Here is a 26,650-nt window from a genome sequence, read left to right as displayed (position 1 = left end):
CGGACATGGGCCGTCACGCGAAAGGGCGGCGCACCGGTGAAAGGTGCGCCGCCCATTCCTCGTACGGTCAGCTGGGCCCGATCGGCCCGATGCGCCGCGATCCGTTCGGCTCCGCCCGAAGCGGAACCGGAAGGATCACGTCAGTGCGCGCCGCCCTGCGCCTCGAGGCGCTTGTAGGAGGCCTCGATCTCGGCCTCGGCCTCGGTGCGGCCGACCCAGTCGGCGCCCTCGACGGACTTGCCGGGCTCAAGGTCCTTGTAGACCTCGAAGAAGTGCTGGATCTCCAGGCGGTCGAACTCCGACACGTGGTGGATGTCGCGCAGGTGCTCCACCCGGGGGTCGGACGCCGGGACGCACAGCAGCTTGTCGTCGCCGCCGGCCTCGTCGGTCATCCGGAACATGCCGATCGCGCGGCACTTGATGAGGCAGCCCGGGAAGGTCGGCTCCTCCAGGATGACCAGCGCGTCCAGCGGGTCGCCGTCCTCGCCGAGGGTGTTCTCGACGAAACCGTAGTCCGCCGGGTAGCTGGTCGAGGTGAAGAGTCGACGGTCCAGGCGGATCCGGCCGGTCTCGTGATCCACCTCGTACTTGTTCCGCGAACCCTTCGGGATCTCGATAACGACGTCGAACTCCACGGGTGGCTCCTCCATGATCAACACATACGACTGGTGGTTAAGTGTCCCTCACGCAGACGAGTGCTCGCGAAAGGGGCTGGTCAACGGTGGCCGAGCCGGTGGAAAGACCGTCGAACGAACCGTTGAACAGGTGGGACAAGTGGAAAGACTCGAAGTACGTGAAGCGAGGGAACGGGCCGAACGACTGGCGGTTCGTCGCAGGCTCCGCGGTGCTCGGCCTGGTGGTCGCCGCCGGTGCCGTGCTGGCCGCCGGTCCCTGGGACTCCGGTCAGCGTAAGGCCGAGCAGGACCGGGCGGTCGCCCGGGAGCGCGCAGGTGGCGCACATCACGGGCGGGCCGAGCCCACCGGGCCGGAGCCCGCACCGAGCGCCCTTGCCGTACTCGCCCCCCTGGGCGCCACGGCCGGACTGACGGCCCCGGCGGGCGCGAGCGGCCTGAAGGCCGCCCTCACGCCCCTTCTGGACGCGCCCGCGCTCGGTACCGTGCGCACCGCGGTCGTCGTCGACACGGCCACCGGCGAGCAGCTGTACGCGCGCGGCGCTGCCACCCCCATGACCCCCGCCTCCACCGTGAAGATCGCTTCCACCGTCGCCGCGCTCTCCGCCCTCGGTCCGGGCCACCGCATCGCGACGACGGTCCGGGTGTCCGCGGACTCCCGCACGGTCACCCTCGTCGGCGGCGGCGACCCCACCCTCGACAAGGCCGCGCTGCGCGACCTGGCCGCCGACACCGCGCACGCCCTGCGCGACGGCGGCACCAGGGCCGTCGAGCTGAAGTACGACACGTCGCGCTACTCGGGCCCCGCTCTGCACCCCATCGGCCCCAACGAGAACATCGCGCCCGTCAGCGCGCTCATGGTCGACGAGGGCCGGCTCGACGGCAGCGACCGCGGCCCCGCCCGCCGCACCGACGACCCGGCCGGTGACGCCGCCCGCACCTTCGCGGACCTGCTCGACGAGGCCGGTGTCGCCACGCGGTCCGCCCCCTCCTCCGGGCGGGCCGGATCAGGGTCCAGGACCGTGGCCACGCACCTCTCGAAGCCGCTCTCCGCCCTCGTCGAACGGGCGCTGACCAACAGCGACAACGACATCGCCGAGGCCCTCGTCCGCCAGACCGCCCTCAAGGCGGGCCGGCCGGCATCCTTCGCCGGAGGCAAGCGTGCCGTCACCGACCGGCTCAAGAAGCTGGGTCTGCCGCTGGCCGGCGCGAATCTCGCCGACGGCAGCGGCCTGAACCGCGGTGACAAGGTGACGGCCGGCCTGCTCGCGGCCCTGGTGGCCCTCGCCGCCGACCCGGACCACCCCGAACTCAGGTCCGCCCTCACCGGTCTGCCGGTTGCCGGCTTCACCGGAACGCTCGGCAGCCGCTACCCCGCGACCTCCCGCGGCACCGGCCTGATCCGGGCCAAGACGGGCACGCTCACGGGGGTGAACGCCCTCGCGGGAACCGCAGTCGACGCACAGGGCCGGCTGCTCGCCTTCGCCTTCCTGGCATCGGGCACCACATCCCCGCGTGAGGCGGAGTCCTCTCTCGACGCCCTGGCCACCACCCTCACCAAAGGCACCCGATGAGCGGCTGACACCCCACCACCGGGGGGCCGTCTCACGTACGGTTGACGCATGACGAGCATCGGTGGTGCCGAGATGGTCGACTGGAATCTCGCGGTCGCGACCGCGACCCGGCTGGTACGGCCGGGTCCCGAGATCAGTCGCGAGGAGGCCCGCGCCGTCGTCGCGGAACTCCGCCGACATGCCAAGGCGTCGGAGGAGCACGTCCGTTCGTTCACCCGGATGATCCCGGAGGGGCACGAACCCGAGGACACCCCGGTCCTGGTCGTCGACCGGGCCGGCTGGATCAGGGCCAACGTCGCCGGCTTCCGTGAACTGCTGCGTCCCCTGCTGGGGAAGATGCAGGACAGGCGTGGCAACGGCCCCGGCGGTGCCGTGCTCGGCGCGGTCGGCGGCAAGGTGACCGGTGTCGAACTCGGCATGCTGCTGTCCTTCCTCGCCTCCCGGGTGCTCGGCCAGTACGAGACCTTCGCGCCCGCCACCCGCGAGCTGCCCGCCTCCACCAAGGGCGGCGGCAGGCTGCTGCTCGTGGCCCCCAACATCGTCCACGTCGAACGCGAACTCGATGTCGACCCGCACGACTTCAGGCTCTGGGTGGCCCTCCACGAGGAGACCCATCGCACCCAGTTCACCGGGGTGCCCTGGCTCCGCGACCATCTGCAGGGCGAAATCCAGTCGTTCCTCGACGAGACCGACGTCGACCCGATGACCGTTCTGGAGCGCCTCCGTGAGGCCGCCCAGACCTTCTCGGGCAGCAGCCGCCCCGAGGGCGAGCAGGGCGAGGACGACGGTGGGCGCAGCCTCGTCGAGATCGTCCAGACGCCCGCCCAGCGCGAGATCCTCGGCCGCCTCACCGCGGTGATGTCCCTGCTCGAAGGCCACGCGGACTTCGTGATGGACGGGGTGGGACCCGAAGTGGTGGGTTCCGTCGCGGAGATCCGGGAGAAGTTCCAGCAGCGCAGGGCGCGCGGTGCGAGCCGTCTGGACCTGGCGCTGCGCAAGCTCCTGGGCCTCGACGCCAAGCTGCGGCAGTACCGCGACGGCGAGAAGTTCGTCCGGGCCGTGGTCGACGAGGTCGGTATGGACGGTTTCAATCGCGTCTGGACCTCGCCCAACACCCTTCCCACCAAGGCGGAGATCGCCAAGCCGGCGGACTGGGTCGCGAGGGTGCACCGTAAGGCAGATTCGTGATCATGGCCCGCCCGATGGCACGGGATTGCCCCTCCAATCACCCATCCGAGGGACCATAGGGGCATGGGAAGGCGTGCAATGCTCGATGAACAGCTTGGCTCTGTCACCATCGACGCACTCTGAGTAACGGGATCCTTGCGTCCCGGCACTCCGAGGCACCTTCCCAGAACCTCACCGAAGGGCACCGGACATGGGTCCCCATCCTGCGGTCGCGGCGATACGCCTGGCGGTCCGCCGCGTACTCCACGACGTCGTCACCGACTACAACCGCCACATCGAACAGGCCGGCCGTGCCGAGTTCGCCGAAGCCGGAGCGGGCCCGCGGCGGGCCGCCCTTCCCGAACGGCCCGATACCCCGCTGGTGCTCGTCGCATGCTCCGGGGGCGCCGATTCGATGGCGCTCGCCTCCGCCCTCGCCTTCGAGTCGCGCAAGCTGCCCGTCAGGGCCGGGGGCATCACCGTCGACCACAACCTCCAGCCGGGCTCCGGACTCCGCGCCACCGAGGTCGTCACCCGCCTCGCCGAGATGCGGCTCGACCCGGTCGAGGCCGTCGCCGTCCACGTCGGCCGCGACGGCGGTCCCGAAGCCGCCGCCCGTGAAGCCCGCTACTCCGCGCTGGACGCCGCCGCAGAGCGCCACGGCGCCGCCGCCGTCCTCCTCGGCCACACCCGCGACGACCAGGCCGAGACCGTCCTCCTCGGCCTCGCCCGTGGATCCGGCATCCGTTCGCTCTCCGGGATGGCCGCAGCCTCGGGCCCCGCGGGCCGCTACCGCCGTCCCTTCCTCCAGCTCGACCGGCAGACCGCCCGAAAGGCCTGCCTGGTCCAGTCGATCCCCGTCTGGGACGACCCCCACAACGTCGACCCCGCCTACACCCGCTCCCGGCTGCGCCACGAGGGTCTGCCCGCCCTGGAGAAGGCGCTGGGCAAAGGCGTCGTCGAAGCCCTCGCCCGTACGGCGCAGCTCTCGCGCGACGATGCCGACGCCCTCGACACGTGGGCGGCCGAGGCCGACCGCTCGGTGCGTGACGACGACGGGCGCCTGGAGTGCGCCAAGCTCTCCGTCCTGCCGCCCGCGGTGCGCCGCCGGGTGCTGCGCCGAGCCGTCATCGACGCCGGATCCCCGGCCGGTTCGCTCTTCGCCCGCCACATCGAGGAAGTCGACCGGCTCATCACCGGATGGCGTGGCCAGGGGGCCATCAACCTGCCCGGCCGCGTCGAAGCGCTGCGGCAGGGTGGCAGACTGGTGATTCGGCAGAGCTGAAGCGCAAGCGGCTGAAGTGCAGGCGAGACGGCCGGTCCGGCCCGGGGAACAGCCCGGGTCCGGAAGGCAAAGAAAGAGACGCGGGTGAACGAGAAGGACATGGGCACCGACCTTCAGTCGGTGCTCCTCACCAAGGAAGAGATCGACGCGAAGCTCGTCGAGCTGGCCGCGAAGATCGACGCGGAGTACGCGGGCAAGGACCTGCTCATCGTCGGCGTGCTCAAGGGCGCGGTGATGGTGATGGCGGACCTGGCGCGCGCGCTGTCCACCCCGATCACCATGGACTGGATGGCCGTCTCCTCGTACGGAGCGGGCACGCAGTCCTCGGGCGTCGTCCGGATCCTCAAGGACCTCGACACCGACATCAAGGGCAAGCACGTCCTGATCGTCGAGGACATCATCGACTCCGGCCTGACGCTGTCCTGGCTGCTGACCAACCTCGGCTCGCGCGAACCGGCGAGCCTGGAGGTCTGCACCCTGCTCCGCAAGCCGGACGCCGCGAAGGTCGCGATCGACGTGAAGTGGGTCGGCTTCGACATCCCCAACGAGTTCGTCGTCGGCTACGGGCTGGACTACGCGGAGAAGTACCGCAACCTTCCCTTCGTCGGCACGCTCGCCCCGCACGTCTACGGCGGCTGAGTCCCCGTCCGGACGCGGCGTGCGGACGGGTGTGCCGACCCGGTGTACGGGAGCGGCGTAAGGACCCGTCGCACGGACGAGGCGCGGGGACCCCGCCGAACCCGGCCGAACTCTGGGGAACCCTCGTCGCTTTCCCGCCGTTGGAGCCTTCGAAGGCGGGTTTGTCGGACGTCCCCTGCGGTCGCGGGTGACAATGCTGGGGTACCGTCCGAAGAACAGTCTTTTCTCACAGCAGCATTTACCTACGGGCAGGAGGGACGGGGCGTCTTCGCTCCGTATGGATGGACGTGAAGCGATACTTCCGTGGGCCGGTCATGTGGATCGTGCTGGCCGTCCTCGCCGTGGTCGTGTTGATGCAGGTCGTCGGCTCGTCCGGCGGCTACAAGACGGTGGACACCGGCAAGGTGATCCAGGCGATCAGCAAGGACCAGGTGGAGCAGGCCAAGCTGACCACCGGTGACGAACAGATTCTCAAGATCGAGCTGAAGGACGGCCAGAAGCTCAAGGGCGAGTCCGGCAGCAAGTTCCAGGCGAGCTATATCGGCAACCAGGGCGTCGAGCTGGCCAACACGCTGCAGCAGAAGTTCGAGAGCGGTGACATCGAGAAGGGTTACACCGTCTCGCCGTCGAAGCAGTCCCCGTTCGTCTCGATCCTTCTCTCGCTGCTGCCCTTCGTCCTGATCGTCGTCGTCTTCCTGTTTCTGATGAATCAGATGCAGGGCGGCGGTTCCAAGGTCATGCAGTTCGGCAAGTCCAAGGCCAAGCTCATCACCAAGGACACGCCGAAGACGACCTTCGCCGATGTGGCGGGGTCGGACGAGGCCGTCGAGGAACTGTACGAGATCAAGGAATTCCTCCAGGAGCCGGCGAAGTTCCAGGCCGTCGGCGCCAAGATCCCCAAGGGCGTCCTGCTGTACGGGCCGCCCGGTACGGGCAAGACGCTGCTCGCTCGCGCAGTCGCGGGCGAGGCCGGCGTGCCGTTCTACTCGATCTCGGGTTCCGACTTCGTCGAGATGTTCGTCGGTGTCGGTGCCTCCCGGGTGCGTGACCTCTTCGAGCAGGCCAAGGCGAACGCTCCGGCGATCGTCTTCGTCGACGAGATCGACGCTGTCGGCCGCCACCGCGGCGCCGGCATGGGCGGCGGGCACGACGAGCGCGAGCAGACGCTGAACCAGCTGCTCGTCGAGATGGACGGCTTCGACGTGAAGGGCGGCGTCATCCTGATCGCCGCCACGAACCGGCCGGACATCCTGGACCCGGCGCTGCTGCGCCCGGGACGGTTCGACCGGCAGATCGCCGTCGACCGGCCGGACATGCAGGGCCGCCTCGAGATCCTCAAGGTGCACCAGAAGGGCAAGCCGGTCGCCCCCGACGTCGACCTCAACGCGGTCGCCCGTCGTACGCCCGGCTTCACCGGTGCCGATCTGTCGAACGTGCTGAACGAAGCGGCGCTCCTCACGGCGCGCAGCAACAAGAAGCTGATCGACAACGAGATGCTCGACGAGGCCATCGACCGCGTCGTGGCGGGTCCGCAGAAGCGGACTCGGATCATGTCCGAGAAGGAAAAGAAGATCACCGCGTACCACGAGGGCGGCCACGCCCTGGTTGCGGCGGCTTCTCCCCAGTCGGACCCGGTCCACAAGATCACGATTCTCTCCCGCGGCCGCGCCCTCGGTTACACGATGGTGCTCCCGGAAGAGGACAAGTACTCCACGACGCGCAACGAGATGCTCGACCAGCTGGCTTACATGCTGGGCGGGCGCGCGGCCGAGGAGCTGGTCTTCCACGACCCGACCACCGGCGCTGCGAACGACATCGAGAAGGCCACTGCCACGGCCCGCGCGATGGTCACGCAGTACGGCATGACGGAGCGTCTCGGCGCGATCAAGTTCGGCGGCGACAACACCGAGCCCTTCGTGGGCCGGGAGATGGGCCACCAGCGCGACTACTCGGAAGAGGTCGCGGCGCTCGTCGACGAAGAGGTCAAGAAGCTCATCGAGACCGCGCACAACGACGCGTGGGAGATTCTCGTAGAGAATCGCGACATCCTCGACGCACTGGTTCTTGAGCTTCTCGAGAAGGAGACGCTCGGCAAGGACCAGATCGCCGAGATCTTCGCCCCGATCGTGAGGCGTCCGGCCCGCCCGGCGTGGACCGGATCCGCCCGGCGCACCCCGTCGACGCGTCCGCCGGTCCTGTCTCCCAAGGAGCTGGCCCTGACCAACGGCACGAGCACTGCCAACGGTTCGGCCACCCCGCCGGAGATCGCTCCGAAGGACATCACGTCGAAGGACCTCGGCACCTCCTCGGAAGCGGTTCCGGAGGAGCGTCCCGAGAGCTAGTACCCCTGTCCGACTGGTGTGGCCCCTGTCACGGACGCACCACCAGGCCCGGAATGGAAGCCGCGCCCCCCAGGTTCTAGCCTGTGGGGGCGCGGCTTTTCCGTATGCCTGCGACATGGCCGGGCCACGCCCGCGATGTCGGGGCGACCATGCGCTTGCGACAGCACAGAGGAACGAGGCACAGATGACCGACCCGGTGACGCTGGACGGGCAGGGCTCGATCGGCGTTTTCGACGAGAAGCGGGCCGAGTCCGCCGTACGTGAGCTCCTCATCGCGGTCGGGGAGGACCCTGACCGCGAAGGGCTGCGCGAGACGCCGGGGCGGGTGGCGCGTGCGTACAAGGAGATATTCGCCGGGCTCCACCAGGAACCCGAGGACGTTCTGACGACGACGTTCGACCTCGGTCACGACGAGATGGTGCTGGTCAAGGACATCGAGGTGTTCAGCACCTGTGAGCACCACCTGGTGCCCTTCCGCGGCGTCGCCCACGTCGGGTACATCCCGGCGACCAGCGGCAAGATCACGGGGCTGTCCAAGCTGGCCCGGCTCGTCGATGTCTATGCCCGGCGTCCGCAGGTCCAGGAGCGGCTCACCACGCAGATCGCCGATTCCCTGATGGCGATCCTGGAGCCGCGCGGGGTCATCGTGGTCGTCGAGTGCGAGCACATGTGCATGTCGATGCGAGGCATCCGCAAGCCCGGCGCCAAGACGATCACGTCGGCGGTCCGCGGCCAGCTGCGGGATCCGGCGACGCGTGCGGAGGCGATGAGCCTCATCATGGCGCGCTGAGCCCGAAGGCGGGGCGGCGGATCACTCTGATCGAGAACCCGGTGACCAGGACCCCGTAGCCCGGCACCGCCGCACCGCCGCACCGCCGCACCGCCGCGGCAGCACGGCTGCCGCGGCCCGGCTTCCGTGGCCACCGCGCCGCAGCGCGGTTCCGGGGCCCGCAGAAGCCCGTCAGGCGGCTGCGGTCTTCTTGCTGTCGTCCCCGTCCTCCGGGAGCTTGCAGACGCGCTCCAGGAAGAAGGCGGCAGCGACGACGGCCACGCCGGCCAGGACCGCGAAGCCCGCGTAGATGGCCTGGTCGCGGCGGGGCGGGACGTCGAGGGAGCCGAGCAGGAAGACGCCCACGCCGCCGTACAGCCCGCAGACCAGGGCGGCCACGAGCGCGCTCGCCTGGCCGAAGACCACCGCGCGTGCCGCCATCAGGGGTTCGACGCCCTTCGCTCCGGGGCGGCGCTCCCGCTGCGCGCGCAGGCGCGCACGGATCGACAGAGCCGTGGCGAGCAGGACGACGGCGATCACCGCGAGCACGATGGGTGCGGCGAGGGGCACGCTCGGCAAGGTCCCCAGGGCGTCCCAGAGACGGGCAGCGCCCCAGGACAGCACGCCGGCTCCGGCGAAGAGTCCGGCCAGTAGCCCGAGCCGTAGTTGCTTCACCGAGAGTGCCGCCCTTCGCCGCCGTTGCCCGTGTCGGACACCTGTACCGGATGTCCCTGTGCGTTGAGCCTAACGACTACTCGGGCAGCCTGAGTTCCAGGTCGGCCCGGGGAAGCACACTGTCGCGTCCGACGCCGGCCAGCAGATCGGCGACCGGGCCGGAGCCGGGCAGTTGGGCGTCGGGATCCACGTCGTGCCAGGGGGCGAGCACGAACGCCCGCTCGTGGGCGCGCGGGTGGGGGAGGGTGAGCAGCGGGTCGTCGGACACCACATCGGCGTACGCCACGATGTCGACGTCGATGGTGCGCGGCCCCCAGCGCTCCTCGCGGACCCGGTCGAAGGCCTCCTCGATGGCCTGGCCGCGCTCCAGCAGGGAGGACGGGGGCAGCGTGGTCTTCACGACGATCACCGCGTTGAAGTACGAAGGCTGGGAGCCGGGGTCCACACCCCAGGGCTCCGTCTCGTAGACGGGGGAGACCGCCTTGACCCGCAGGCCGGGGGTGTCCTCCAGGGCGTCGATGGCGCCCTGGAGCGTCTCCAGACGGTTGCCGAGGTTGGAGCCCAGCGAGATCACGGCCCGTTTGGGATTGGACAGGGTGACGTCCGCCGCGTCCACCTGCTCGACCACGGCGGCGGGAACCGGCTGGACGGTCGGATCGCTCTGCCCCTCGGTGGAAAATGCAGTCACGTTCGGCTCCGGGTGATGGTGATGGTCACGTCGTCGAAGGGCACGGTGATCGGGGCGTCCGGCTTGTGGACGACGACCTCGACCTCCTGAACCCCGTCGTGCTTGAGGCACTGCTGCGCGATGCGTTCAGCGAGGGTCTCGATCAGGTCGACCGGCTCACCCTTGACGATGTCGACGACCTCTTCCGCGACGACGCCGTAGTGCACGGTCTTGGTCAGGTCGTCGGCGGCTGCCGCGGGGCGGGTGTCGAGGCCCAGCACCAGGTCCACGATGAAGGTCTGGCCCTCTTCCCGTTCCCGGGGGAAGACACCGTGGTGCCCACGGGCCTTGAGGCCGCGCAGCGCGACACGATCCACGCGAATCACTCCTGCTGTTGTTGGTCGTAGGGGCACCAGGCCGCGTGCGGGCGGCACAGTGCCTTCTTTCGAATCTACCTGCGAGCACGGACAGTGCCCGCCCGCAGGGGACGCGCGCCGGACCGCACGGAGGTCGGTAGCCGCGTATACCCCGAGATCCGGGGGCTCAATCAGGAGGACGACTCCTCGTCGTCCTCCTCACCGGTTTCGGCCAGCACCGGTGAGCCGTGGTGGGACCAGAGCTTCCAGCCGTCCGGCGTGCGCCGGAACACATTCGTGGCGACGACGAGCTGGCCGACGAGCGGTCCGAGCGAGTTGCCCTCCTCGGCCGGGCCGCCGCTGAGGATGTTCTCGGTGCAGGTCACCAAAGCCGTGTCGCCGGTCATCGCGACCCCGACATCGGTCAGGAAGAACTGGATGTACTCGGTGTTCGCCATGATCAGCGCGTAGCTGCGCAGCACCTCGCCGCGGCCGGTGAGCACCGGCCAGCCCGGGTGGACGCAGGAGATGGTGAGGTCCTCGCCCGGCAGCCAGAGGGCGGAGAGCTCGTCGAAGTCGCCTCGCTCCATCGCCTCGTAGAAGGCGGTATTGGCCTGCTCGACGGACTCGATGTCGGCGGCGGCCTCTTCTTGCTCCTCGCGAGGGTCGGTCACGCCGCCCCCTCGACGGCACGGGCGACGCGTACGGCGTCGGCCGTGGCGCGCACCTCGTGCACCCGGACCGCCCAGGCGCCCGCACGGGCGGAGAGGGCGGAGATCGCGGCCGTGGCGGCGTCGCGCTCACGGGCGGGTGGCGGGGCGGCGCCCTCGCCGGCCAGGACGTGCCCGAGGAAGCGTTTGCGGGAGGCGGCGACGAGCACCGGCCGGCCCAGGTCACGCAGCTCGCCGAGGTGCGCCATGAGCGCGAGGTCGTGGGAGGCGTCCTTGGCGAAGCCGAGGCCGGGGTCGATCACCAGCTTCTCCGGGGCGACGCCGCCCGCGATCACGGCGTCCATGCGCGTGCGCAGTTCCGCGATCACCTCGGCGACGACGTCCTCGTACACCGCCCTGCTGTTCATCGACTCGCTGAAACCGCGCCAGTGCATGACGACGAAGGGCACACCGGCCCCGGCGACCACCGGGACCATGTCCGGGTCGGCGAGGCCGCCGCTCACATCGTTGACGAGGGCCGCGCCGGCGGCGACGGCCTGCTCGGCGACGCGGGCCCGCATGGTGTCCACGGAGATCGTGACGCCCTCGGAGGCCAGCTCCCGCACGACGGGGATCACCCGCCGGAGCTCCTCCGACTCGTCCACCCGGCTCGCGCCGGGACGGGTCGACTCACCGCCGACGTCGATCAGGTCGGCACCCTCGGCCACCAGTTCGAGGCCGTGCTTGATCGCGGCTGTGGTGTCGAACCAGTGGCCCCCGTCGGAGAAAGAATCGGGCGTCACGTTGACGACCCCCATGACCGCGCAGCGGTCCCACTCCGGCAGTCCCTGCACTGTGCCCCGTCCTCGCAACGTACTCATACGACCAGCCTAGGCCCGGGAACGGGTCCGTCAGGCCGCCCGGACGCCGCGCTCCGCGCCCTGCTCGGGCCGGTGGCCGCAGGGGCGGGGGCGGCGGGCGCGGAACGGGCGGGGCAGCGCGAGGCTCACGAAGCCCTCGGCCTGCAGGGCGGCGATGCCGATCCGGGGCAGGTCGCGGCTGGTGCGGAAGACCACGAAACGGGGCTCCCAGCGTGGCTGGAACTTCGCGTTGAACCTGTACAGCGATTCGATCTGGAACCAGCGCGACAGGAAGATCAACAGCCCGCGCCAGCAGCGCAGCACAGGTCCCGCCCCCAGCCGCTCGCCCCGTGCGAGGGCGGAGCGGAACATGGCGAAGTTCAGCGAGACGCGTGCGACGGACAGCCTGGGGGCGGCCTGCAGGGAGGCGACGATCAGGAGTTCGTTCATGCCGGGGTCGGCCGAGCGGTCGCGTCGCATCAGCTCCAGGGACAGACCGTCCCCGCCCCACGGCACGAAGTGGAGTACCGCCTTCAGATCGCCGTACGGCGATTCCCCCGCACCGGTTTCGGCCAGATGGGCGGTGGCGATGACGCAGTCGCCGTCCGCCCGGTCGCCGATCCGGCCCAGCGCCATGGAGAAGCCGCGCTCCGTGTCGGTGCCGCGCCAGTCGGCGGCAGCCCTGCGGATGCGGTCGAGCTCGGTGTCACCGATGTCGCGGACGCGCCGGACGCGTGTCTCGTAACCGTTGCGCTCGATGCGTTTCACCATCTGGCGTACGTTGCGCATCGCACGCCCGGCGAGGGAGAAATCCGCGACATCCACCACCGCCTCGTCGCCGATCTCCAGAGCGCTCAACCCGGTCTCCCGGGTCCACACCTCGCCGCCGGTCTCACTGCAGCCCATCACCGCCGGGGTCCATGAATGCGCCCGGGCCTCGTCCATGAAGCGCTCGATGGCACCCGGCCAGGCCTCCACGTCGCCGATCGGATCGCCTCCGGCGAGCATCACCCCGGACACGACGCGGTAGCAGACGGCGGCCTTGCCGCTGGGGGAGAACACGACACCCTTGTCACGCCGGAGCGCGAAGTGCCCCAGCGAGTCGCGGCCTCCGTGCTTGGCCAGCAGGGCGCGCAGCCGTGCCTCGTCGTCCTCGGTGAGGCGGGCGGCCGGATGTTCGGGGCGGAAGGCGAAGTAGATCGTGGTGACGGCGGTCAGCAGGCCGAGAGCGCCCAGGGAGTACGCCACCGTCCATGAGGTCGTTCCCGCGTAGTCCACGGGCCCCTCCAGGCCGAACAGGCCGTAGAGCACGTGCTGGAGCCGGTCGGCGATGGACGGGTTCCCCACGACCCGGCCGGGGTGCACGCTGACGACGACCAGGCCGAGCGCGAGCGAACCCGCACCGAGGAGGACGAAGTTGGCCAGCGCCCTCCAGCGGCTCCTCGGGTCGGGCAGGGCGGCGAACTGGCTCCGGTGCCGTACCAGCAGGAAGCACAGCGCGAGGGAGACGAGCACCCCGATCAGGGAGTGGCGGTAGACGAACTGCGCCACGGCACCCGCGGGCAGCAGGACGACGGCTGCCCGCCAGGCGCGCCGCTTGTGCCGTTTGATGCCGTGGGCGAGCAGGAGCAACAAAACGCCCGAGCTGAGCGAGAGCGCTGCGGCGAACGGTCCGAGGGCGCCGGGGAGCACCTCGGCGAAGGTGTGCATCCGGCTGTGCCGGAACCGGGGGAAGACCCCGGCGGCGACATCGATCAGTCCGACCGCCGCGCAGGCGCTTCCCACCAGTGCCGGTACGGACGCGGGTCGCGGTCCGCGCAGGAACCTGCGTCCGCGTGCCGTACACGGAACCGTTCCTGATTTGTCCCCATCTACCGTGACAGACATCGCTTCCCGTGGCTCCGCGAGAGATTCCTGAGTCCGTCGGCCGAAGCCCCTACGGACGATGTGCGCCCTCTAGGACGAGGCTTCCGCGGAGCGGGTTCATCCCCTTTCCGGAAATTTCCCGTACAGAAAGCTCACCTTCACTCATGGGTCTCACCAGCAACGCCGTTCTGGTTGTGGCGGTATCACTGGCCGTCGGGCTGTTCGCGGCCACGATCCGGCTCTGGCCCCGGCTCGCCGCCCGCACGGCCTCCGCGGTGGCGGGCCGGATCGGTCTGCTGCTGGCCACCCAGCTGACCCTTTTCGTCTCGGCCGGCCTCCTGGCCAACAACTCCTTCCTCTTCTACGGCTCCTGGGCCGACCTGTTCGGGCAGAAGCAGGACCTGGGAACGGTCACCGACCACGGCGCCGGTGAGCCCGCGGCTGGGACCGTGGCCCGGGTCGGCACCCAGCGGCCCGATGTGCCGGGAGGCGGCAGGCCCGCGGTGGCGGGCCGGATCGACAAGGTCGTCGTCTCCGGGCGGGCTTCGCGGATCGACAGTCCGGCGTACGTCTATCTGCCCCCGGAGTACTTCCAGCCGGGTCACGCCCGGCGGACGTTCCCCGCGGTCGTCGTACTGACCGGCTACCCGGGCACCGCCGAGAACCTGGTCGAGGGCCTGCGCTACCCGCAGACCGCTCATGAAGGGGTCAGGGCGGGCAGGGCGCAGCCGATGGTCCTGGTGATGCTGCGGCCGACGGTGGCGCCGCCACGGGACACCGAGTGCGTGGACATCGCGGGCGGCCCGCAGACCGAGACCTTCTTCGCCGAGGACCTGCCGCAGGCGGTCTCCCGGGCGTACCGGGTCGGCGGCCGAGCCCGCAACTGGGGTGTCATCGGCAACTCGACCGGGGGCTACTGCGCGCTGAAGCTCGGCCTGCACCACCCGGAGCGCTTCGCCGCGAGTGCCGGGCTGTCGGCCTACTACAGGGCGGCCGAGGACCCGACGACCGGCGACCTCTTCCACGGCGACCGGAAGGCGCGCAACCGTGCCGATCTGCTGTGGAGCCTGGATCACCGGCCGCCGGCCGCCTCGTCCTTCCTGGTCACGACGTCCCGGCAGGGCGAGGGGAACCTCCGGGGCACCCAGGAGTTCATCGACCGGGTGAAGGCCCCGGCCAGGGTGTCCTCGATCGTGCTCGACAGCGGCGGCCACAACTTCACCACGTGGCGGCGGGAGATCCCTCCGGCCCTGGAGTGGATGAGCGGCAGGCTCAGCGCGACCTGACCCCGGCGCTCCCGGCTCCGCACGGGGCCGCCACCCCGTGGCTCATGGTGAAGCGACCGTCGCGACGGTCTCCACCGCGACCTCGGCACGCGGAAGGTCCTGGGCGTCCGCGTCGATCGAGCGGCGCAGCGCCTCGTGGAGGCGGGCCGGGGTGAGAACGCCCAGGAAGCGGCCGGTGCTCTCCTTGTCGATGACCGCGATCCAGCCCGCGTCGTGCTGGAGCATCGTGGCGAACGCCTGCTTGAGCGGGGCGCCGAGCGGAAGCCAGGCCTCCATGCGGCGGGCGTGCTCGCGGACCGTCCCCGCCGCGTCGGCCGGCGTGACGTCGCCCGCGGGGATCCAGCCGTGCAGGTTGTCCTCGCCGTCCAGCACGACCGCCCAGCGGGCGCCCTCGGCCCGCAGCCGCGCGGTCGCCTTCGCCAGCGGATCGTCGAGATGGACGACCGGCGGCTGGTCCAGGTCGCTCTCCTCGATGGGGGTGACCGAGAGCCGTTTCAGGCCGCGGTCCGCCCCGACGAAATCAGCGACGTACGGCGTCGCGGGTGCCCCGAGCACGGTGGCCGGTGAGTCGAACTGCTCGATACGGCCCTGCCCGTACACGGCGATACGGTCGCCGAGCCGGACGGCCTCCTCGATGTCGTGCGTGACGAACAACACGGTCTTGCGTACCTGTGCCTGCAGTTTCAGGAATTCGTTCTGGAGCCTTTCCCGTACGACGGGGTCGACTGCGCCGAATGGTTCGTCCATCAGCAGAACCGGCGGGTCGGCTGCCAGCGCCCGGGCGACACCGACCCGTTGGCGCTGACCGCCGGACAACTGCTCGGGATAGCGCCCGCCATAAACGGAAGGGTCGAGTCCGACGAGATCGAGGAGTTCGGCGGCCCGCTCCCGCCCCTTTCCCCGGTTCCAGCCGAGGAGATGGGGGACGGTTGCGGTGTTCTCCAGGACCGTCTTGTGCGGAAAGAGCCCGACCTGCTGGATCACATAGCCGATGCGGCGGCGCAGTTGTACCGGGTCGATGGCGGATATGTCGTCCCCGTCGAGGAATATCCGGCCCTCTGTCGGTTCGATCAGACGGTTCACCATCTTCATCGTGGTCGTCTTGCCGCAGCCGGAAGGTCCGACGAGCGTGACCAGTTCACCCTCGGCGACCTCGAAGGAAAGGTCGTCGACGGCGGTGGTGCCGTCCGCGTACCGCTTGGTGACGTGCTCGAAACGGATCATGATTCCCCATTGTGACGCGGGTTCTGTGAAGGACATGTTGCTGGAATACGACAGCCTCGGCGATTGTCGGTGCTCAGGGATAGGGTCGCCAGAGATCGAGTCCACGGCGGCACACAGGAGGTGGGGACGGATGGCCGAGCAGAACTGCCTGGTGGCGAACGACTGGATCTGCGGCGAGTATCTGCGCTCCCGCAGCCAGGAGTTGACCGACGCGACCGTCCAGCACATCTGGATCACGGTGGCTTCCGTCCTGATCGGCCTCGTGGTCGCATTTCCGCTCGCGCTTCTCGCACGCCGCGGCCGGCATTTCGCCGGACCGGTGCTCGGCCTGACCACGGTGCTCTACACGGTGCCGTCGCTGGCGATGTTCTCGCTGCTGCTGCCGCTGTTCGGACTGTCCGCGGCCCTCGTGGTCACCGGCCTGGTGCTCTATTCGCTGACCATTCTCGTACGGAACATCCTGGCAGGGCTTGAAGCGGTGCCCCAGGAGGCGAAGGAGGCGGCGCAGGGCATGGGCTACGGCCCCGGCCGGCTTCTGTGGGAAGTGGAACTTCCCCTCGCGCTGCCCGCGTTGATGGCCGGTCTGCGGATCGCCACGGTGTCGACGGTCGCGCTGACCACGGTGGGGTCCCTCGTCGGCAAGGGCGGCCTCGGCAATCTCATCGAGGACGCGCTGCCCAGCTTCTTCAAGGCCCAGGTGCTCACGGCCTCCGTGCTCTGCGTGCTGCTCGCGGTGGCTGCGGATCTGCTGCTGCTCGGCCTGCAACGTCTGCTGACCCCCTGGACCCGTGTACGGACGCCCGCCACTGCGGCGACCGGGCCCGCGGGCATAGCGAAGACGGAGGCGGGCTGACCCATGGGAGTCATCGGGGACGCCTGGACCTGGCTCGTCACCGGAGCCAACTGGTCCGGGGAGAACGGGGCGACGCACCGGCTGGGTGAGCACCTCTACGTGAGCGGTGTGGCCCTGGTGGCCGCCTGCGCCATCGCCCTGCCGGTCGCGCTGTACCTGGGGCACCTGGGCAAGGGGGGTGCGCTCGCGGTCAACATCTCCAACGTGGGCCGGGCGATCCCGGTGTTCGCGGTCCTCGCCCTCTTCATGATGACGCCGCTGCGCAACTCCGGTTATGTCCCCACCGTCATCGCGCTGGTGCTGTTCGCCGTGCCGCCCCTGCTGACCAACGCCTATGTCGGGATGAGGGAAGTGGACCGGTCGGTGATCGAGGCCGCCCGGGGCATGGGCATGTCCGGTGTGCAGCTCTTCGTGCGGGTCGAGCTCCCGCTGGCCTACCCGATGATCATGACCGGACTGCGGTCCGCCGCGGTCCAGGTGGTCGCCACCGCCTCGATCGCGGCGATGGTCGGCCTGGGCGGCCTGGGCCGGATCATCACCGCAGGATTCAACACCTACGACACGGCGCAGGTATTCGCGGGCGCCGTACTCGTCGCCCTGCTCGCCCTGGTGGTGGAGGGGGCACTCGTGGCGCTGGACCGGCTGCTGTCGCCCCTGCGCCGCCGCCGGACGGCATGAACGCGCGCTTTTCGGACTGTGCACACCCCTTTTCCCGGATGGAGAACAACATGAGCAGGACCTCGCGCATAGCGAGTGCGGTCATCGGAGTGGTCGCGCTGGCCGGGTCGCTCGCCGCGTGCGGCGGCGACAGCCTGGAGAAGGAGAAGAGCGGCTCCGGCACCGGGGCGGGCGCGGACTCCAAGAAGGGCTCGCTCGTCGTGGGCGCCGCTTCCTTCACCGAGTCCAAGGTGCTCGCCGAGCTGTACGCACAGCTCCTGGGCGATGCCGGATACAGCACCTCGATCACCACGGTGAAGAACCGCGAACTGTACGAGCCGTCGCTGGAGAAGGGCGAGATCGACGTCGTCCCGGAATACGCGGCGACCATCGCCGAATTCCTCAACGCCAAGGTCAACGGTGCGGCGGAGGCGGAGAAGAAGCCGGTCGCATCAGGGGACGCGGCGGCGACCGTCGCAGCCCTGGAGAAGCTCGCCGGCCCGCTCGGGCTCAAGGTTCTCCCGGTCGGCAAGGCGGTCGATCAGAACGCCTTCGCGGTGTCGAAGGAATTCGCCGAGAAGAACAACCTCACGACGCTTTCCGACCTCGGCCGGTCGAAGATCAAGGTGAAGATCGCAGCGGGCGACGAGTGCGAGATCCGCCCGTTCTGCGCACCGGGACTGAAGAAGACGTACGGCATCGACGTCACCGGGATCGACCCCAAGGGAGTCGGGACACCGCAGTCCAAGCAGGCGGTCAAGGACGGCAAGGACCAGCTTGTCCTCACGACCACCACGGACGCGGTGCTGGACGCGTACGGGCTGGTTTTCCTGGAGGACGACAAGAAGCTCCAGAACGCCGACAACGTCCTGCCGGTGCTCAACGCCAAGGACGCGGGTGCCCCGGAGATCGCCGCGGCGCTCGGGAAGCTCACCGATGTCCTCACCACGGAGGACCTCGCCGAACTGAACCGCAAGGTCGACGCGGAGCGCGCCAAGCCCGCAGATGCGGCCAAGGAGTATCTGCAGTCGAAGGGTCTGATCAAGAAGTAGACGGCCGCGGAACAGTCATTCGGGGGGCCGCAAGGTAACCGGGCGGGAACAGATTGCCGGGCGGCCTCCCAAGTGACCCGTGCGCACGGTAAATTTCGGGCCATGCCACGTGGACGTCACCGCCATTCGCCACCCCTCCACAAAATCCTGCCGCCTTCCGTGGTGGCCGGAGCGTCGGTCGTCTGCGCCGCCGGAGCCTGGCTCCTCGCGGATCCCGTGGCGCTGCGCGTCCTGGTGGCCGCGACAGCGGGCGCCGCTCTCAGCGGCGCCTATCTGATGCGCAGCTGGGACCGGGCGGCAGGGTTGCGCGTCGCGGAGCTGAACCGGGCCCGCGTCAGCGACGAGTGGAAGACCGAGGAGCGCATAGCCGAGCTCGAGGCCGACCTCGAGGAATCACGGGAACTGCGCCTCCGCCTGGAGACGAAACTGCGCCGCAAGCGGGTGGAGCTCGCCGGCCTGCGGGGCGAACACGCCGCGCTGCTGCGCCGGTACGCGAACGCCGAGACCGAGCGGGCCGGTGCCCTGGAGGGCCGCAGGCAGCTCGCCATCGAAGCGGCGGCGATACCCCGCGAGCTTCCCACCGCCCGGTCGACCCCGACCCCGGCCGCCTACCTGCGCGCCGCCCAGGCCCTGCAGGGACTGACGCGCAACGCCGCGCTCCAGGAAGCCCGCCGTACGGCCGAGCTGGCCAGGCAGCGCGACCTGGCCGAGCGTGCCGCGGAGCGGGACTCGGAGGGCGAGGGCCCGAAGGGGAAGCACGCGGCGGCCGCCGGAGCGGGTGACCAGCACCGCCGCCCTTCGGCCGCCCTCCCCGCACCTCAGCTGCCCGCCGGGCCCGTGCGGGCGCCGCGCTCCGTACCCGTCGCTTCGGCCGTCGTCCCGTACTCGGGCGGGCGGCGCCACCTCGTCCCGCAGGGCAGCTTCGACTTCTTCGGTACGCAGAAGGCGAACGCCGCGATCGAGTCCGTGCAGAACGAGGACCTCGCGGACGTCGTGGGCGAGGAGGCCCTGGCCGCGCACCGTACGCGCACCGCCGAGAACCGGGCCGTAGGAAAGGTCATCGACCTGACCGCGCACGACGAGACCGAGCAGCTGGACGTCGCCCGGCTGCGCAGCGCGATCTCCTCGTAGCCGTAGCCGTAGCCGTAGCCGTAGCCGGAGCCGCAGCGGGCAGGGTGGCGGGTGGCCGCCCGCCGGCTACTTGTCGATGTCCCCGACGACGAAGAAGAGCGACCCCAGGATCGCGACCATGTCGGCGACGAGGGTGCCGGGCAGCAGTTCGGTGAGTGCCTGGATGTTGTTGAACGAGGCGGAGCGGAGCTTCAGCCGGTACGGGGTCTTCTCACCCTTGGACACCAGGTAGTAACCGTTGATGCCGAGCGGGTTCTCGGTCCACGCGTAGGTGTGCCCCTCGGGCGCCTTCAGGACCTTGGGCAACCGCTGGTTGATGGGCCCCGGTGCCAGGTCCGCCATCCGGTCCAGGCAGGCGTCCGCCAGGTCCAGTGCGTTGTGCGTCTGCTCCAGGAGGCACTCGAAGCGGGCCAGGCAGTCGCCCTCGGTCCGGGTGACGACCTTGAGGGTGTCCTGCAGCTCCCCGTACGCGAGGTAGGGCTCGTCGCGCCGCAGATCGAAGTCGACCCCGGACGCGCGGGCGATCGGGCCGGACACCCCGTAGGCGTGCACGGCCTCGGCGGACAGCACGCCCACTCCCCTGGTGCGGCCACGGAAGATCTCGTTGCCGAGCACCAGCCGGTCGTACACGTCCATCCGGGAGCGGACCGAGGCGACGGCTTCCCTGGCCCGGCCCAGCCAGCCCGCGGGAAGGTCCTCCTTGAGGCCGCCGACCCGGTTGAACATGTAGTGCATCCGGCCGCCGGAGACCTCCTCCATCACGGCCTGGAGCTCCTCGCGTTCCCGGAACGCGTAGAAGACCGGGGTGATCCCGCCGAGTTCGAGGGGGTAGGAGCCCAGGAACATCAGGTGGTTCAGGACCCGGTTCAGTTCGGCCAGCAGCGTCCTCGTCCAGACGGCGCGCTCAGGGACCTCCATGCCCAGCATGCGCTCGACGGCCATCACGACGCCGAGCTCGTTGGAGAAGGCCGACAGCCAGTCGTGGCGGTTGGCGAGCATGATGATCTGCCGGTAGTCGCGGGCCTCGAAGAGCTTCTCCGCGCCGCGGTGCATGTAGCCGATGACGGGTTCGGCGTGCTGGATCCGTTCACCGTCCAGGACGAGCCTCAGCCGGAGCACACCGTGTGTGGAGGGGTGCTGCGGACCGATGTTGAGCACCATGTCGGTGCTCTCTGCCGCGCCGCCGATGCCGACCGTCGTCTCCGTCATGCGGGACAGTATCCCCCTTCCCGTTCCGGGGACCCGGCCCCAGGTCCCTCAGACCGGCCGGGGTGCGGGGCGAAGCCCCGGCGCCGTCCGGTGCCGCAGCCACCCGAAGTCGCCGAGCCCGCCCCGCGCGGTGAGTTCAGCGGCCTCACCGGCCGCCGCGAGTGCCCGCACATAGCCGGCCGGATCCGTCGACGCCCGTGCGAGCGGCGGGCGTTCGCCGCTGATCCCCAGCTCCTTCAGCGCCGTCCGCTGATCCAGCAGTTCGGCCACCGCGCCGTCGGCTGCCGCCGCCTCCGCGCACGCGTCCAGCGCCACGTGCGAGGTCAGGTCGCAGCTCCCGTCGGGCACGGGCCGCACCTCGCGGCCGGACCGGAAGCCGGTCAGTGTTCCGAACGGCGGCCTCGCCCTCCGTACATGCGCGTAGTCCACCGCCACCGCGACCCCCTCGGCCATCGAGGCGACCGCCCGGGCCCAGGCCTCGTCGCGTGGCCGTCCGATCTCCGCACGGGCACCGGGCACGGTCAGCGGCCACCAGCGGGCCAGCCACTCCGCGTCCGCCCCGGTCACCGGATCGCCCAGCCGTTCCGTGCCGTCGGCCCGGACGAGGACGTAACGGGCCCTTCCGCCGGCGTCGGCTTCTGCGATGTCCGCCGGGACGTTGTCCAGCCATTCGTTGGCGAACAGCAGCCCCCTCGTGCCCTGCGGCAGCTCGGCACTCCACTCGATGCCCGGGTCCAGGCCCGCCGGCCGTGGGGCGAGCTCCACGGCGTGGGCCCGTACGACGAGTCCGGGACCCGCGGACCCGGACCGCAGCGCCGTCAGCACGCCGGTCAGCAGCTCACCCCGGCCCGCTCCCACATCCACCAGGTCCACACAATCCGTTCCCAGCTCGCGCGCCGTGCCGACGAGCAGCCGGGCGACGGCGGAGGCGAACAGCGGGGACGCGTGCACCGACGTACGGAAATGGCCCGCCGGCCCCTCGGGGCGCCGGTAGAAGCCCCCGTCCCCGTACAAAGCGGTCTCCGCCGCATCCCGCCATCCGCACCAGTCATCCGTCACGTAGGCAAGTCTCCACCTTGGGGAGTACGGTCCCAGGACCTGGATCGGCCCTTCGGCTGACCCGTGTACCGATCACCTGTACCTACGCTGGGTTACGTGCAGCGCCTCTACGATTTCATCCGCAGACACCCGACGGGCGTCGACACCTTCTGGGCTGTCTTCCTCCTCGGGCTCTCCGGCATGTCCATCGTGGCTGAGCAGACCGGTGACGGCAGGGAACGCGTCGCGGCCGTGCCGATCGCGGTCGGCCTGTGCACCGTGGTCGCGCTGCGCCGCCGCGCACCGGAGAAGATGCTGCTGCTCACGATCGTGATGGGCATCGCGCAGCTGCTGCTCGACGTGCGTCCGGGCGTCGCGGACTTCGCCATGCTGGTGATCATCTACACCGTGTCCACCGTGGGGGAGCGCTGGGCCTCCCGGCTCGCCCTGGCGTGCAGTCTCGGCGCCGCTGGGCTCGCGCAGCTGCGCTGGCCGGAGGATTCCCCGTCGGACAGCTGGGTGCAGTCGGCCTTCGTCGTCGTCGTCCTGACCGTGCCGTTCGTCCTCGCCTGGGTGCTCGGCGACTCGATGCGTACCCGGCGGGCCTACTTCAGCCAGCTGGAGGAGCGCGCCGCCCGGCTGGAGCGCGAGCGCGAGGCGCAGTCGAAGGTCGCCGTGGCCGCGGAACGGGCCCGTATCGCCCGGGAGCTGCACGACGTCGTCGCGCACAACGTCTCGGTGATGGTGGTTCAGGCCGACGGCGCCGCCTATGTCATGGACGCCGCTCCCGACCAGGCCCGGCAGGCCCTGGAGACCATCTCCAGCACCGGCCGTCAGGCCCTCGCCGAGATGCGGCGGCTGCTCGGGGTGCTGCGTACCGGCGACACCCGGGAGAGCGGCGAGTACGTGCCCCAGCCCGACGTCGAGCAGATCGAGGACCTGGTCGACCAGGTGAGGCGCACGGGCCTCGCGGTGGACTTCAAGATCGAGGGCACTCCGCGTCCGCTGCCGACCGGTGTCGAGCTGACCGCGTACCGGATCGTCCAGGAGGCCCTCACCAACACGCGCAAGCACGGCGGCCCGGACGCCGGGGCCAGCGTGCGGCTGGTCTACTTCGACGACGGCCTCGGGCTGCTGGTCGAGGACGACGGCCGGGGTGCCGCGCACGAGCTGTACGAGGACGGCGGGGCCGACGGCGCCGGACACGGAATGATCGGTATGCGGGAGCGGGTCGGCATGGTCGGCGGCACGCTGGACGCGGGACCGCGCCCGGGCGGCGGCTTCCGGATCAGCGCACTGCTCCCGCTCAAGCCCGCCAACCAGTGACACAAGGACAGGACCCTCATGACGATCCGCGTAATGCTCGTCGACGACCAGATGCTGCTGCGCACGGGCTTCCGGATGGTGCTCGCCGCCCAGCCGGACATGGAGGTCGTCGCCGAGGCGGGTGACGGGGCGGAGGCGATCGAGGTCCTGCGGTCCACGACCGTCGACGTGGTGCTGATGGACGTGCGCATGCCGCGGCTGGACGGGGTCGAGGCGACCCGGCGCATCTGCGCGCAGACCGATCCGCCCAAGGTCCTCATCCTGACCACGTTCGACCTGGACGAGTACGCGTTCTCCGGCCTGAAGGCGGGCGCGAGCGGCTTCATGCTCAAGGACGTGCCGCCCGGCGAACTGCTCGCGGCGATCCGGTCCGTGCACAGCGGCGACGCCGTGGTCGCCCCGTCCACCACCCGCAGGCTCCTCGACCAGTTCTCCCCGATGCTGCCCAGCAGCGGCAAGGAGCCGCAGCACAAGCACATCGAGAAGCTGACCGAGCGCGAGCGGGAAGTGATGATGCTGGTCGCCCAGGGGCTGTCGAACGGCGAGATCGCGGCCCGTCTGGTGCTGTCCGAGGCGACGGTGAAGACCCACGTGGGCCGCATCCTCACCAAGCTGAGCCTGCGCGACCGCGTCCAGGTGGTCGTCCTCGCGTACGAGACGGGCCTGGTCAGGGCAGGCGGCGGGTCGGGCGCCTGAGCGGCGCTCTAGCGCAGCACGCCTTCCAGGAAGTCGCTGCCGAGCCGGGCCACCACGGTCAGGTCCAGCGCGTGCAGTACGTACCGGCCGCGCCTGCGCGTGGTGATCAGGCCGGCCTTCTTGAGCACCGCCAGGTGCCGTGAGACCTCGGGCGCCGTGATGCCGTGCGCGTCGGCGAGTTCACCGGTGGTGTACGGGGAACGGGCGAGGTTGCGGCACAGGCGCATCCGCATCGGGTGGGCCAGGGCCCCCATCCGCAGCTGGAGCAGCTCCACGGAGGCGGGGGAGGGCAGCTCGGGGCGGTGCACCGGGTAGTGGATCACCGGCCGCCAGCCCGGGGCGTGGAGCACCATCAGATGGGGCCAGCCGAAGCTGGTCGGGATGAGGGTGAGCCCCGTCCCGACGGCCGGGTCGGCGGCGTTCGTCCGGCCGAAGGTCAGCTTGTCGACGATCAGCCTGCTCGCGTCCTCGTCGAGCGACAGGGCGGGCGAGACCGCGCGGAACACCTCGTCGAGGCGCTTGCGCCGCAGCAGCTCGGTCTTGTGCCGTGCGTCGGCGGCCAGCTGGACCTGGACCCGCTGCCAGGTGTCCGCGAAGAAGGCCTGGTCGCAGTCCTCGAAGAGGCGGCGCACCCAGGTGCGTACGGAGCCCGGTGCGGCGAGCAGCTGCTGGGTGAACTCCAGCTGCTGGGGCCCCCTGGCCGCCGCCATGTCCAGCGCGCGGGCCCGCATCGTGGCGCTGGAGAGCGGGGAGGGCGCGCCCGTCCCGTACAGGCTCGCGCACGTGAACTCCAGGGCCGCGGAGACGAACCGCTCGTCATCCATCCTGTCGAGGATGTCCAGGTCCTCGGCCAGGCTCGAACCGGTCCGGCCGTCGCCGCCACGGACACCGGCGAACGGGAGGAAGACGTCGGAGAAGGTGTTGCGCCAGAGGAAGTCGGCCTCGTGCAGCCGGTCGGCGAGGTCGGGCTCGAGAGCCGCGGAGGTCGCGGTCGCCCAGCCGTGGTGGCCCGGGTGGTGCCCGGGCTCGGAGAGCGCGTGCAGGGCGAGCCCCAGCTCGGCGAGGGGGGAGGTCTCGAAACGGATGTGTTCGGGGGGCAGGCCCGCGATGTCTATGTGCACGCTCACCCGTCCATAGTGCGGGGTACGCGGACGGAGCCGGGCGCCGGTTGACGGGGGCCGTCAATCGACGCGCGGGGTGCCGGGAACGGGTTCACGCTGGATGCATGGACATCGTTCAGCAGCACATGCTCGACAGCTATCGTGCGGCGCAGCACGGTGAGCCCCCGCCCCCGCCGCCCGGCCGCCACGACCGGGAGGTCCTGCGGGAACTGCGCAGACGCTTCCACGCCTGGACCGAGGGACAGGACCGGCGCGGCGCCTGAGGAGTGCCCCGCCGGCGATCGAGCCGGCCCGGCCACCGGGCCGTCCACGCCCTACCCAAGCCGCCGCACGAACTCCGCCACCGCCTCCCGCACGTCCCCCGCCGTCCACTCCAGCCCCGGCGCAGCCACCGTGACCTCGGTGTACGAGACTCCGGGCGGCCCCGCGGGTCCCGCCAGCCACCGGCGGAACAACGTCACGCCCGTCTCCTCGGCCTGCCGCACCGAGGCCTCGTCCAGCTCCTGTGTCCCGTACGGCAGCCACACCTGGAACTGGTGGGTGTGCGGCGGTTCCGGATACACCCGGAACCAGGGTGCCGCGCTGTCCGCGAAACCCTCCGCCAGAGCGCCTGCGACGACCTTCGCGTGCGCCACGTACTCGGGCAGCCTCGGCAGCTCCCGCTCCAGACCCAGCAGCGCGGAGAGCGCCGCCGGGTACTGCTGGAAGACCTGGCCGCCGTACCGGTGGCGCCAGGTCCGGGCCTCGTCGACCAGCGATTCGGGGCCGGCGAGCACCGCCCCGGACAATCCGTCCAGGGACTTGTAGAACGACACGTACACGCTGTCGGCGAGCGCCGCGATCTCCGGCAGACCGCGCCCGAAGTGGGGTTCGCACTCCCACAGCCGGGCTCCGTCCAGATGCACGACCGCGTCCCGCTCCCGCGCGGCGGCCACGACGGCCTCCAGCTCCTCCCAGGAGGGCAGGACGAAGCCGGCGTCGCGCAGCGGGAGCTCCAGCGCGAGGGTGCCGAAAGGCTCGGGGAAGTCCCGGATCTCGTCCGCAGTGGGCAGTCGCGGGGCGGACGTCGGATGCACCGTGCGCAGCCCGCTCACGGAGGTGAGGGCGCCCCCCTCGTGCACCTCGGGGTGGGAGAGCGGATGGAGCGCCACGACCGGATTCCCCGTACGCCCCGCCCAGCAGCGCAGCGCGACCTGCTGGGCCATCGTCCCGGTCGGGAAGAACGCCGCGGCTTCCATGCCCAGCAGATCCGCGGTACGCCGCTCCACCTCGGCGACGACCCCGTCGCCGTACACATCCGTCCACTCGTCCAGGTCGTGGACCGACCCGGCGTCGGCGGCCAGCGCGGCCAGCCGCTCGCCCAGGGTGTGGTCGGCGGACGCCCGGGCGAGCACCCTTCCGGACCGCTTCCACGCGGTCAGCCTGCGGTGCCGCTGCTTCTGCTCATCGGTGACTGCCATGGGACGATCATCACCCGGACCGCTGACACAGCCCACCCCGTTTTCGGTCGCGGCCCAGAGTTACCCACAGGCTGTGGACAGCCGGGGGGTGTGGCGAAACGCTGGCGTAGCATGC

At 70.6% G+C, this 26,650-nt stretch carries 26 protein-coding genes; 14 read left to right on the top strand and 12 right to left on the bottom strand.

Going from position 1 to position 26,650, the window contains the following annotated elements:
* Window positions 1–140 precede the first annotated feature (140 nt).
* A complete protein-coding gene (locus ACFW9O_RS05540) occupies window positions 141–635 on the bottom strand; it encodes an inorganic diphosphatase (protein WP_014155500.1) in 495 nt (164 codons plus the stop codon).
* 86 nt (window positions 636–721) lie between these two features.
* On the opposite strand from ACFW9O_RS05540, the gene dacB reads away from it, so the two are divergent.
* From dacB to folE, 6 genes are all read left to right on the top strand, one after another.
* On the top strand, window positions 722–2,206 hold the full coding sequence (dacB, locus tag ACFW9O_RS05535; RefSeq protein ID WP_384605381.1) for a D-alanyl-D-alanine carboxypeptidase/D-alanyl-D-alanine-endopeptidase: 1,485 nt from the start codon (window positions 722–724) through the stop codon (window positions 2,204–2,206).
* 48 nt (window positions 2,207–2,254) lie between these two features.
* Window positions 2,255–3,394, top strand: a complete 1,140-nt coding sequence (locus tag ACFW9O_RS05530; protein WP_351165768.1) for a zinc-dependent metalloprotease — start codon at window positions 2,255–2,257, stop codon at window positions 3,392–3,394.
* 190 nt (window positions 3,395–3,584) lie between these two features.
* The gene (gene tilS / locus ACFW9O_RS05525; RefSeq protein ID WP_351165770.1) at window positions 3,585–4,658 is read left to right on the top strand and encodes a tRNA lysidine(34) synthetase TilS; all 1,074 of its coding nucleotides are present in this window, start codon (window positions 3,585–3,587) and stop codon (window positions 4,656–4,658) included.
* A 99-nt stretch (window positions 4,659–4,757) separates the two neighbouring features.
* Window positions 4,758–5,297: a hypoxanthine phosphoribosyltransferase gene (gene hpt / locus ACFW9O_RS05520; protein ID WP_329215242.1), complete on the top strand. Its 540-nt coding sequence runs from the start codon at window positions 4,758–4,760 to the stop codon at window positions 5,295–5,297.
* A gap of 281 nt (window positions 5,298–5,578) precedes the next feature.
* Window positions 5,579–7,639, top strand: a complete 2,061-nt coding sequence (gene ftsH / locus ACFW9O_RS05515) for an ATP-dependent zinc metalloprotease FtsH (protein ID WP_384605377.1) — start codon at window positions 5,579–5,581, stop codon at window positions 7,637–7,639.
* A gap of 184 nt (window positions 7,640–7,823) precedes the next feature.
* Window positions 7,824–8,429, top strand: a complete 606-nt coding sequence (gene folE, locus ACFW9O_RS05510; protein WP_384605375.1) for a GTP cyclohydrolase I FolE — start codon at window positions 7,824–7,826, stop codon at window positions 8,427–8,429.
* 171 nt (window positions 8,430–8,600) lie between these two features.
* Here folE and ACFW9O_RS05505 read toward each other — a convergent pair whose 3' ends face one another.
* The 6 genes from ACFW9O_RS05505 to ACFW9O_RS05480 all read right to left on the bottom strand — a co-directional run bounded on the left by ACFW9O_RS05505 (window position 8,601) and on the right by ACFW9O_RS05480 (window position 13,503).
* Window positions 8,601–9,083 (bottom strand): DUF3180 domain-containing protein, encoded by a 483-nt coding sequence (locus ACFW9O_RS05505; protein ID WP_351165777.1) that lies wholly within the window; start codon window positions 9,081–9,083, stop codon window positions 8,601–8,603.
* Between the two features lie 76 nt (window positions 9,084–9,159).
* Window positions 9,160–9,771: a 2-amino-4-hydroxy-6-hydroxymethyldihydropteridine diphosphokinase gene (folK, locus tag ACFW9O_RS05500; protein WP_384605371.1), complete on the bottom strand. Its 612-nt coding sequence runs from the start codon at window positions 9,769–9,771 to the stop codon at window positions 9,160–9,162.
* Window positions 9,768–10,127, bottom strand: a complete 360-nt coding sequence (gene folB, locus ACFW9O_RS05495; protein ID WP_329209760.1) for a dihydroneopterin aldolase — start codon at window positions 10,125–10,127, stop codon at window positions 9,768–9,770. Before folB ends, folK begins: the two co-directional genes overlap by 4 nt.
* 170 nt (window positions 10,128–10,297) lie before the next feature.
* The gene (locus ACFW9O_RS05490; RefSeq protein WP_384605367.1) at window positions 10,298–10,780 is read right to left on the bottom strand and encodes a nuclear transport factor 2 family protein; all 483 of its coding nucleotides are present in this window, start codon (window positions 10,778–10,780) and stop codon (window positions 10,298–10,300) included.
* Window positions 10,777–11,574, bottom strand: a complete 798-nt coding sequence (gene folP, locus ACFW9O_RS05485; RefSeq protein ID WP_384606603.1) for a dihydropteroate synthase — start codon at window positions 11,572–11,574, stop codon at window positions 10,777–10,779. Before folP ends, ACFW9O_RS05490 begins: the two co-directional genes overlap by 4 nt.
* Before the next feature lie 93 nt (window positions 11,575–11,667).
* A complete protein-coding gene (locus ACFW9O_RS05480; RefSeq protein WP_384605365.1) occupies window positions 11,668–13,503 on the bottom strand; it encodes a phosphatidylglycerol lysyltransferase domain-containing protein in 1,836 nt (611 codons plus the stop codon).
* Between the two features lie 143 nt (window positions 13,504–13,646).
* On the opposite strand from ACFW9O_RS05480, the gene ACFW9O_RS05475 reads away from it, so the two are divergent.
* Entirely contained in the window at window positions 13,647–14,768 is a 1,122-nt protein-coding gene (locus ACFW9O_RS05475; RefSeq protein ID WP_384605361.1) for an alpha/beta hydrolase, read from the top strand.
* A gap of 42 nt (window positions 14,769–14,810) precedes the next feature.
* Here the strand turns inward: ACFW9O_RS05475 and ACFW9O_RS05470 are convergent, their stop codons facing one another.
* Entirely contained in the window at window positions 14,811–15,992 is a 1,182-nt protein-coding gene (locus tag ACFW9O_RS05470) for a betaine/proline/choline family ABC transporter ATP-binding protein (RefSeq protein WP_384605359.1), read from the bottom strand.
* 130 nt (window positions 15,993–16,122) lie between these two features.
* Here ACFW9O_RS05470 and ACFW9O_RS05465 point away from each other — a divergent pair, with 130 nt between their 5' ends.
* The 4 genes from ACFW9O_RS05465 to ACFW9O_RS05450 all read left to right on the top strand — a co-directional run bounded on the left by ACFW9O_RS05465 (window position 16,123) and on the right by ACFW9O_RS05450 (window position 19,685).
* Window positions 16,123–16,845, top strand: a complete 723-nt coding sequence (locus ACFW9O_RS05465) for an ABC transporter permease (RefSeq protein WP_384605356.1) — start codon at window positions 16,123–16,125, stop codon at window positions 16,843–16,845.
* 3 nt (window positions 16,846–16,848) lie between these two features.
* Window positions 16,849–17,523: an ABC transporter permease gene (locus tag ACFW9O_RS05460; RefSeq protein ID WP_384605353.1), complete on the top strand. Its 675-nt coding sequence runs from the start codon at window positions 16,849–16,851 to the stop codon at window positions 17,521–17,523.
* A 50-nt stretch (window positions 17,524–17,573) separates the two neighbouring features.
* Window positions 17,574–18,554 (top strand): ABC transporter substrate-binding protein, encoded by a 981-nt coding sequence (locus ACFW9O_RS05455; RefSeq protein ID WP_351165797.1) that lies wholly within the window; start codon window positions 17,574–17,576, stop codon window positions 18,552–18,554.
* Between the two features lie 102 nt (window positions 18,555–18,656).
* The gene (locus tag ACFW9O_RS05450; RefSeq protein WP_384605349.1) at window positions 18,657–19,685 is read left to right on the top strand and encodes a hypothetical protein; all 1,029 of its coding nucleotides are present in this window, start codon (window positions 18,657–18,659) and stop codon (window positions 19,683–19,685) included.
* A gap of 66 nt (window positions 19,686–19,751) precedes the next feature.
* On the opposite strand, the gene ACFW9O_RS05445 is transcribed toward ACFW9O_RS05450, so the two are convergent.
* Together ACFW9O_RS05445 and ACFW9O_RS05440 are read right to left on the bottom strand one after the other, a co-directional pair.
* Window positions 19,752–20,894: an NADH-quinone oxidoreductase subunit D gene (locus ACFW9O_RS05445; RefSeq protein WP_329209777.1), complete on the bottom strand. Its 1,143-nt coding sequence runs from the start codon at window positions 20,892–20,894 to the stop codon at window positions 19,752–19,754.
* A gap of 48 nt (window positions 20,895–20,942) precedes the next feature.
* A complete protein-coding gene (locus ACFW9O_RS05440; RefSeq protein WP_384605347.1) occupies window positions 20,943–21,953 on the bottom strand; it encodes an SAM-dependent methyltransferase in 1,011 nt (336 codons plus the stop codon).
* 96 nt (window positions 21,954–22,049) lie between these two features.
* On the opposite strand from ACFW9O_RS05440, the gene ACFW9O_RS05435 reads away from it, so the two are divergent.
* Together ACFW9O_RS05435 and ACFW9O_RS05430 are read left to right on the top strand one after the other, a co-directional pair.
* Window positions 22,050–23,258 (top strand): sensor histidine kinase, encoded by a 1,209-nt coding sequence (locus tag ACFW9O_RS05435; protein ID WP_351165806.1) that lies wholly within the window; start codon window positions 22,050–22,052, stop codon window positions 23,256–23,258.
* Window positions 23,259–23,276: 18 nt separating this feature from the next.
* On the top strand, window positions 23,277–23,954 hold the full coding sequence (locus ACFW9O_RS05430; RefSeq protein WP_329209783.1) for a response regulator transcription factor: 678 nt from the start codon (window positions 23,277–23,279) through the stop codon (window positions 23,952–23,954).
* An 8-nt stretch (window positions 23,955–23,962) separates the two neighbouring features.
* Here the strand turns inward: ACFW9O_RS05430 and ACFW9O_RS05425 are convergent, their stop codons facing one another.
* The gene (locus ACFW9O_RS05425; RefSeq protein WP_384606600.1) at window positions 23,963–25,075 is read right to left on the bottom strand and encodes a DUF5937 family protein; all 1,113 of its coding nucleotides are present in this window, start codon (window positions 25,073–25,075) and stop codon (window positions 23,963–23,965) included.
* A 104-nt stretch (window positions 25,076–25,179) separates the two neighbouring features.
* On the opposite strand from ACFW9O_RS05425, the gene ACFW9O_RS05420 reads away from it, so the two are divergent.
* Window positions 25,180–25,338 (top strand): hypothetical protein, encoded by a 159-nt coding sequence (locus ACFW9O_RS05420; protein WP_351165808.1) that lies wholly within the window; start codon window positions 25,180–25,182, stop codon window positions 25,336–25,338.
* A 51-nt stretch (window positions 25,339–25,389) separates the two neighbouring features.
* Here the strand turns inward: ACFW9O_RS05420 and ACFW9O_RS05415 are convergent, their stop codons facing one another.
* Complete coding sequence (locus tag ACFW9O_RS05415; protein ID WP_384605342.1) at window positions 25,390–26,535, bottom strand: threonine aldolase family protein; 1,146 nt, start codon at window positions 26,533–26,535, stop codon at window positions 25,390–25,392.
* Window positions 26,536–26,650 lie beyond the last annotated feature (115 nt).

Origin of the sequence: Streptomyces sp. NPDC059499 (genome assembly GCF_042749285.1) — a bacterium.
Classification (GTDB): Bacteria; Actinomycetota; Actinomycetes; order Streptomycetales; family Streptomycetaceae; genus Streptomyces.
The sequence above is the reverse complement of the archived record's forward strand: the minus strand, read 5'-3'. Positions and strand labels throughout refer to the sequence as shown.

Coding starts and splice junctions, on each gene's coding strand:
- ACFW9O_RS05415 (WP_384605342.1), bottom strand. CDS start 26,535: ATGGCAGTCACCGATGAGCAGAAGCAGCGGCACCGCAGGCTGACCGCG.
- ACFW9O_RS05475 (WP_384605361.1), top strand. CDS start 13,647: ATGGGTCTCACCAGCAACGCCGTTCTGGTTGTGGCGGTATCACTGGCC.
- ACFW9O_RS05465 (WP_384605356.1), top strand. CDS start 16,123: ATGGCCGAGCAGAACTGCCTGGTGGCGAACGACTGGATCTGCGGCGAG.
- folP (WP_384606603.1), bottom strand. CDS start 11,574: ATGGGGGTCGTCAACGTGACGCCCGATTCTTTCTCCGACGGGGGCCAC.
- ACFW9O_RS05450 (WP_384605349.1), top strand. CDS start 18,657: ATGCCACGTGGACGTCACCGCCATTCGCCACCCCTCCACAAAATCCTG.
- folE (WP_384605375.1), top strand. CDS start 7,824: ATGACCGACCCGGTGACGCTGGACGGGCAGGGCTCGATCGGCGTTTTC.
- ACFW9O_RS05470 (WP_384605359.1), bottom strand. CDS start 15,992: ATGATCCGTTTCGAGCACGTCACCAAGCGGTACGCGGACGGCACCACC.
- ACFW9O_RS05420 (WP_351165808.1), top strand. CDS start 25,180: ATGGACATCGTTCAGCAGCACATGCTCGACAGCTATCGTGCGGCGCAG.
- ftsH (WP_384605377.1), top strand. CDS start 5,579: ATGGACGTGAAGCGATACTTCCGTGGGCCGGTCATGTGGATCGTGCTG.
- ACFW9O_RS05460 (WP_384605353.1), top strand. CDS start 16,849: ATGGGAGTCATCGGGGACGCCTGGACCTGGCTCGTCACCGGAGCCAAC.
- hpt (WP_329215242.1), top strand. CDS start 4,758: ATGGGCACCGACCTTCAGTCGGTGCTCCTCACCAAGGAAGAGATCGAC.
- ACFW9O_RS05455 (WP_351165797.1), top strand. CDS start 17,574: ATGAGCAGGACCTCGCGCATAGCGAGTGCGGTCATCGGAGTGGTCGCG.
- ACFW9O_RS05430 (WP_329209783.1), top strand. CDS start 23,277: ATGACGATCCGCGTAATGCTCGTCGACGACCAGATGCTGCTGCGCACG.
- ACFW9O_RS05530 (WP_351165768.1), top strand. CDS start 2,255: ATGACGAGCATCGGTGGTGCCGAGATGGTCGACTGGAATCTCGCGGTC.
- ACFW9O_RS05480 (WP_384605365.1), bottom strand. CDS start 13,503: ATGTCTGTCACGGTAGATGGGGACAAATCAGGAACGGTTCCGTGTACG.
- ACFW9O_RS05445 (WP_329209777.1), bottom strand. CDS start 20,894: ATGACGGAGACGACGGTCGGCATCGGCGGCGCGGCAGAGAGCACCGAC.
- tilS (WP_351165770.1), top strand. CDS start 3,585: ATGGGTCCCCATCCTGCGGTCGCGGCGATACGCCTGGCGGTCCGCCGC.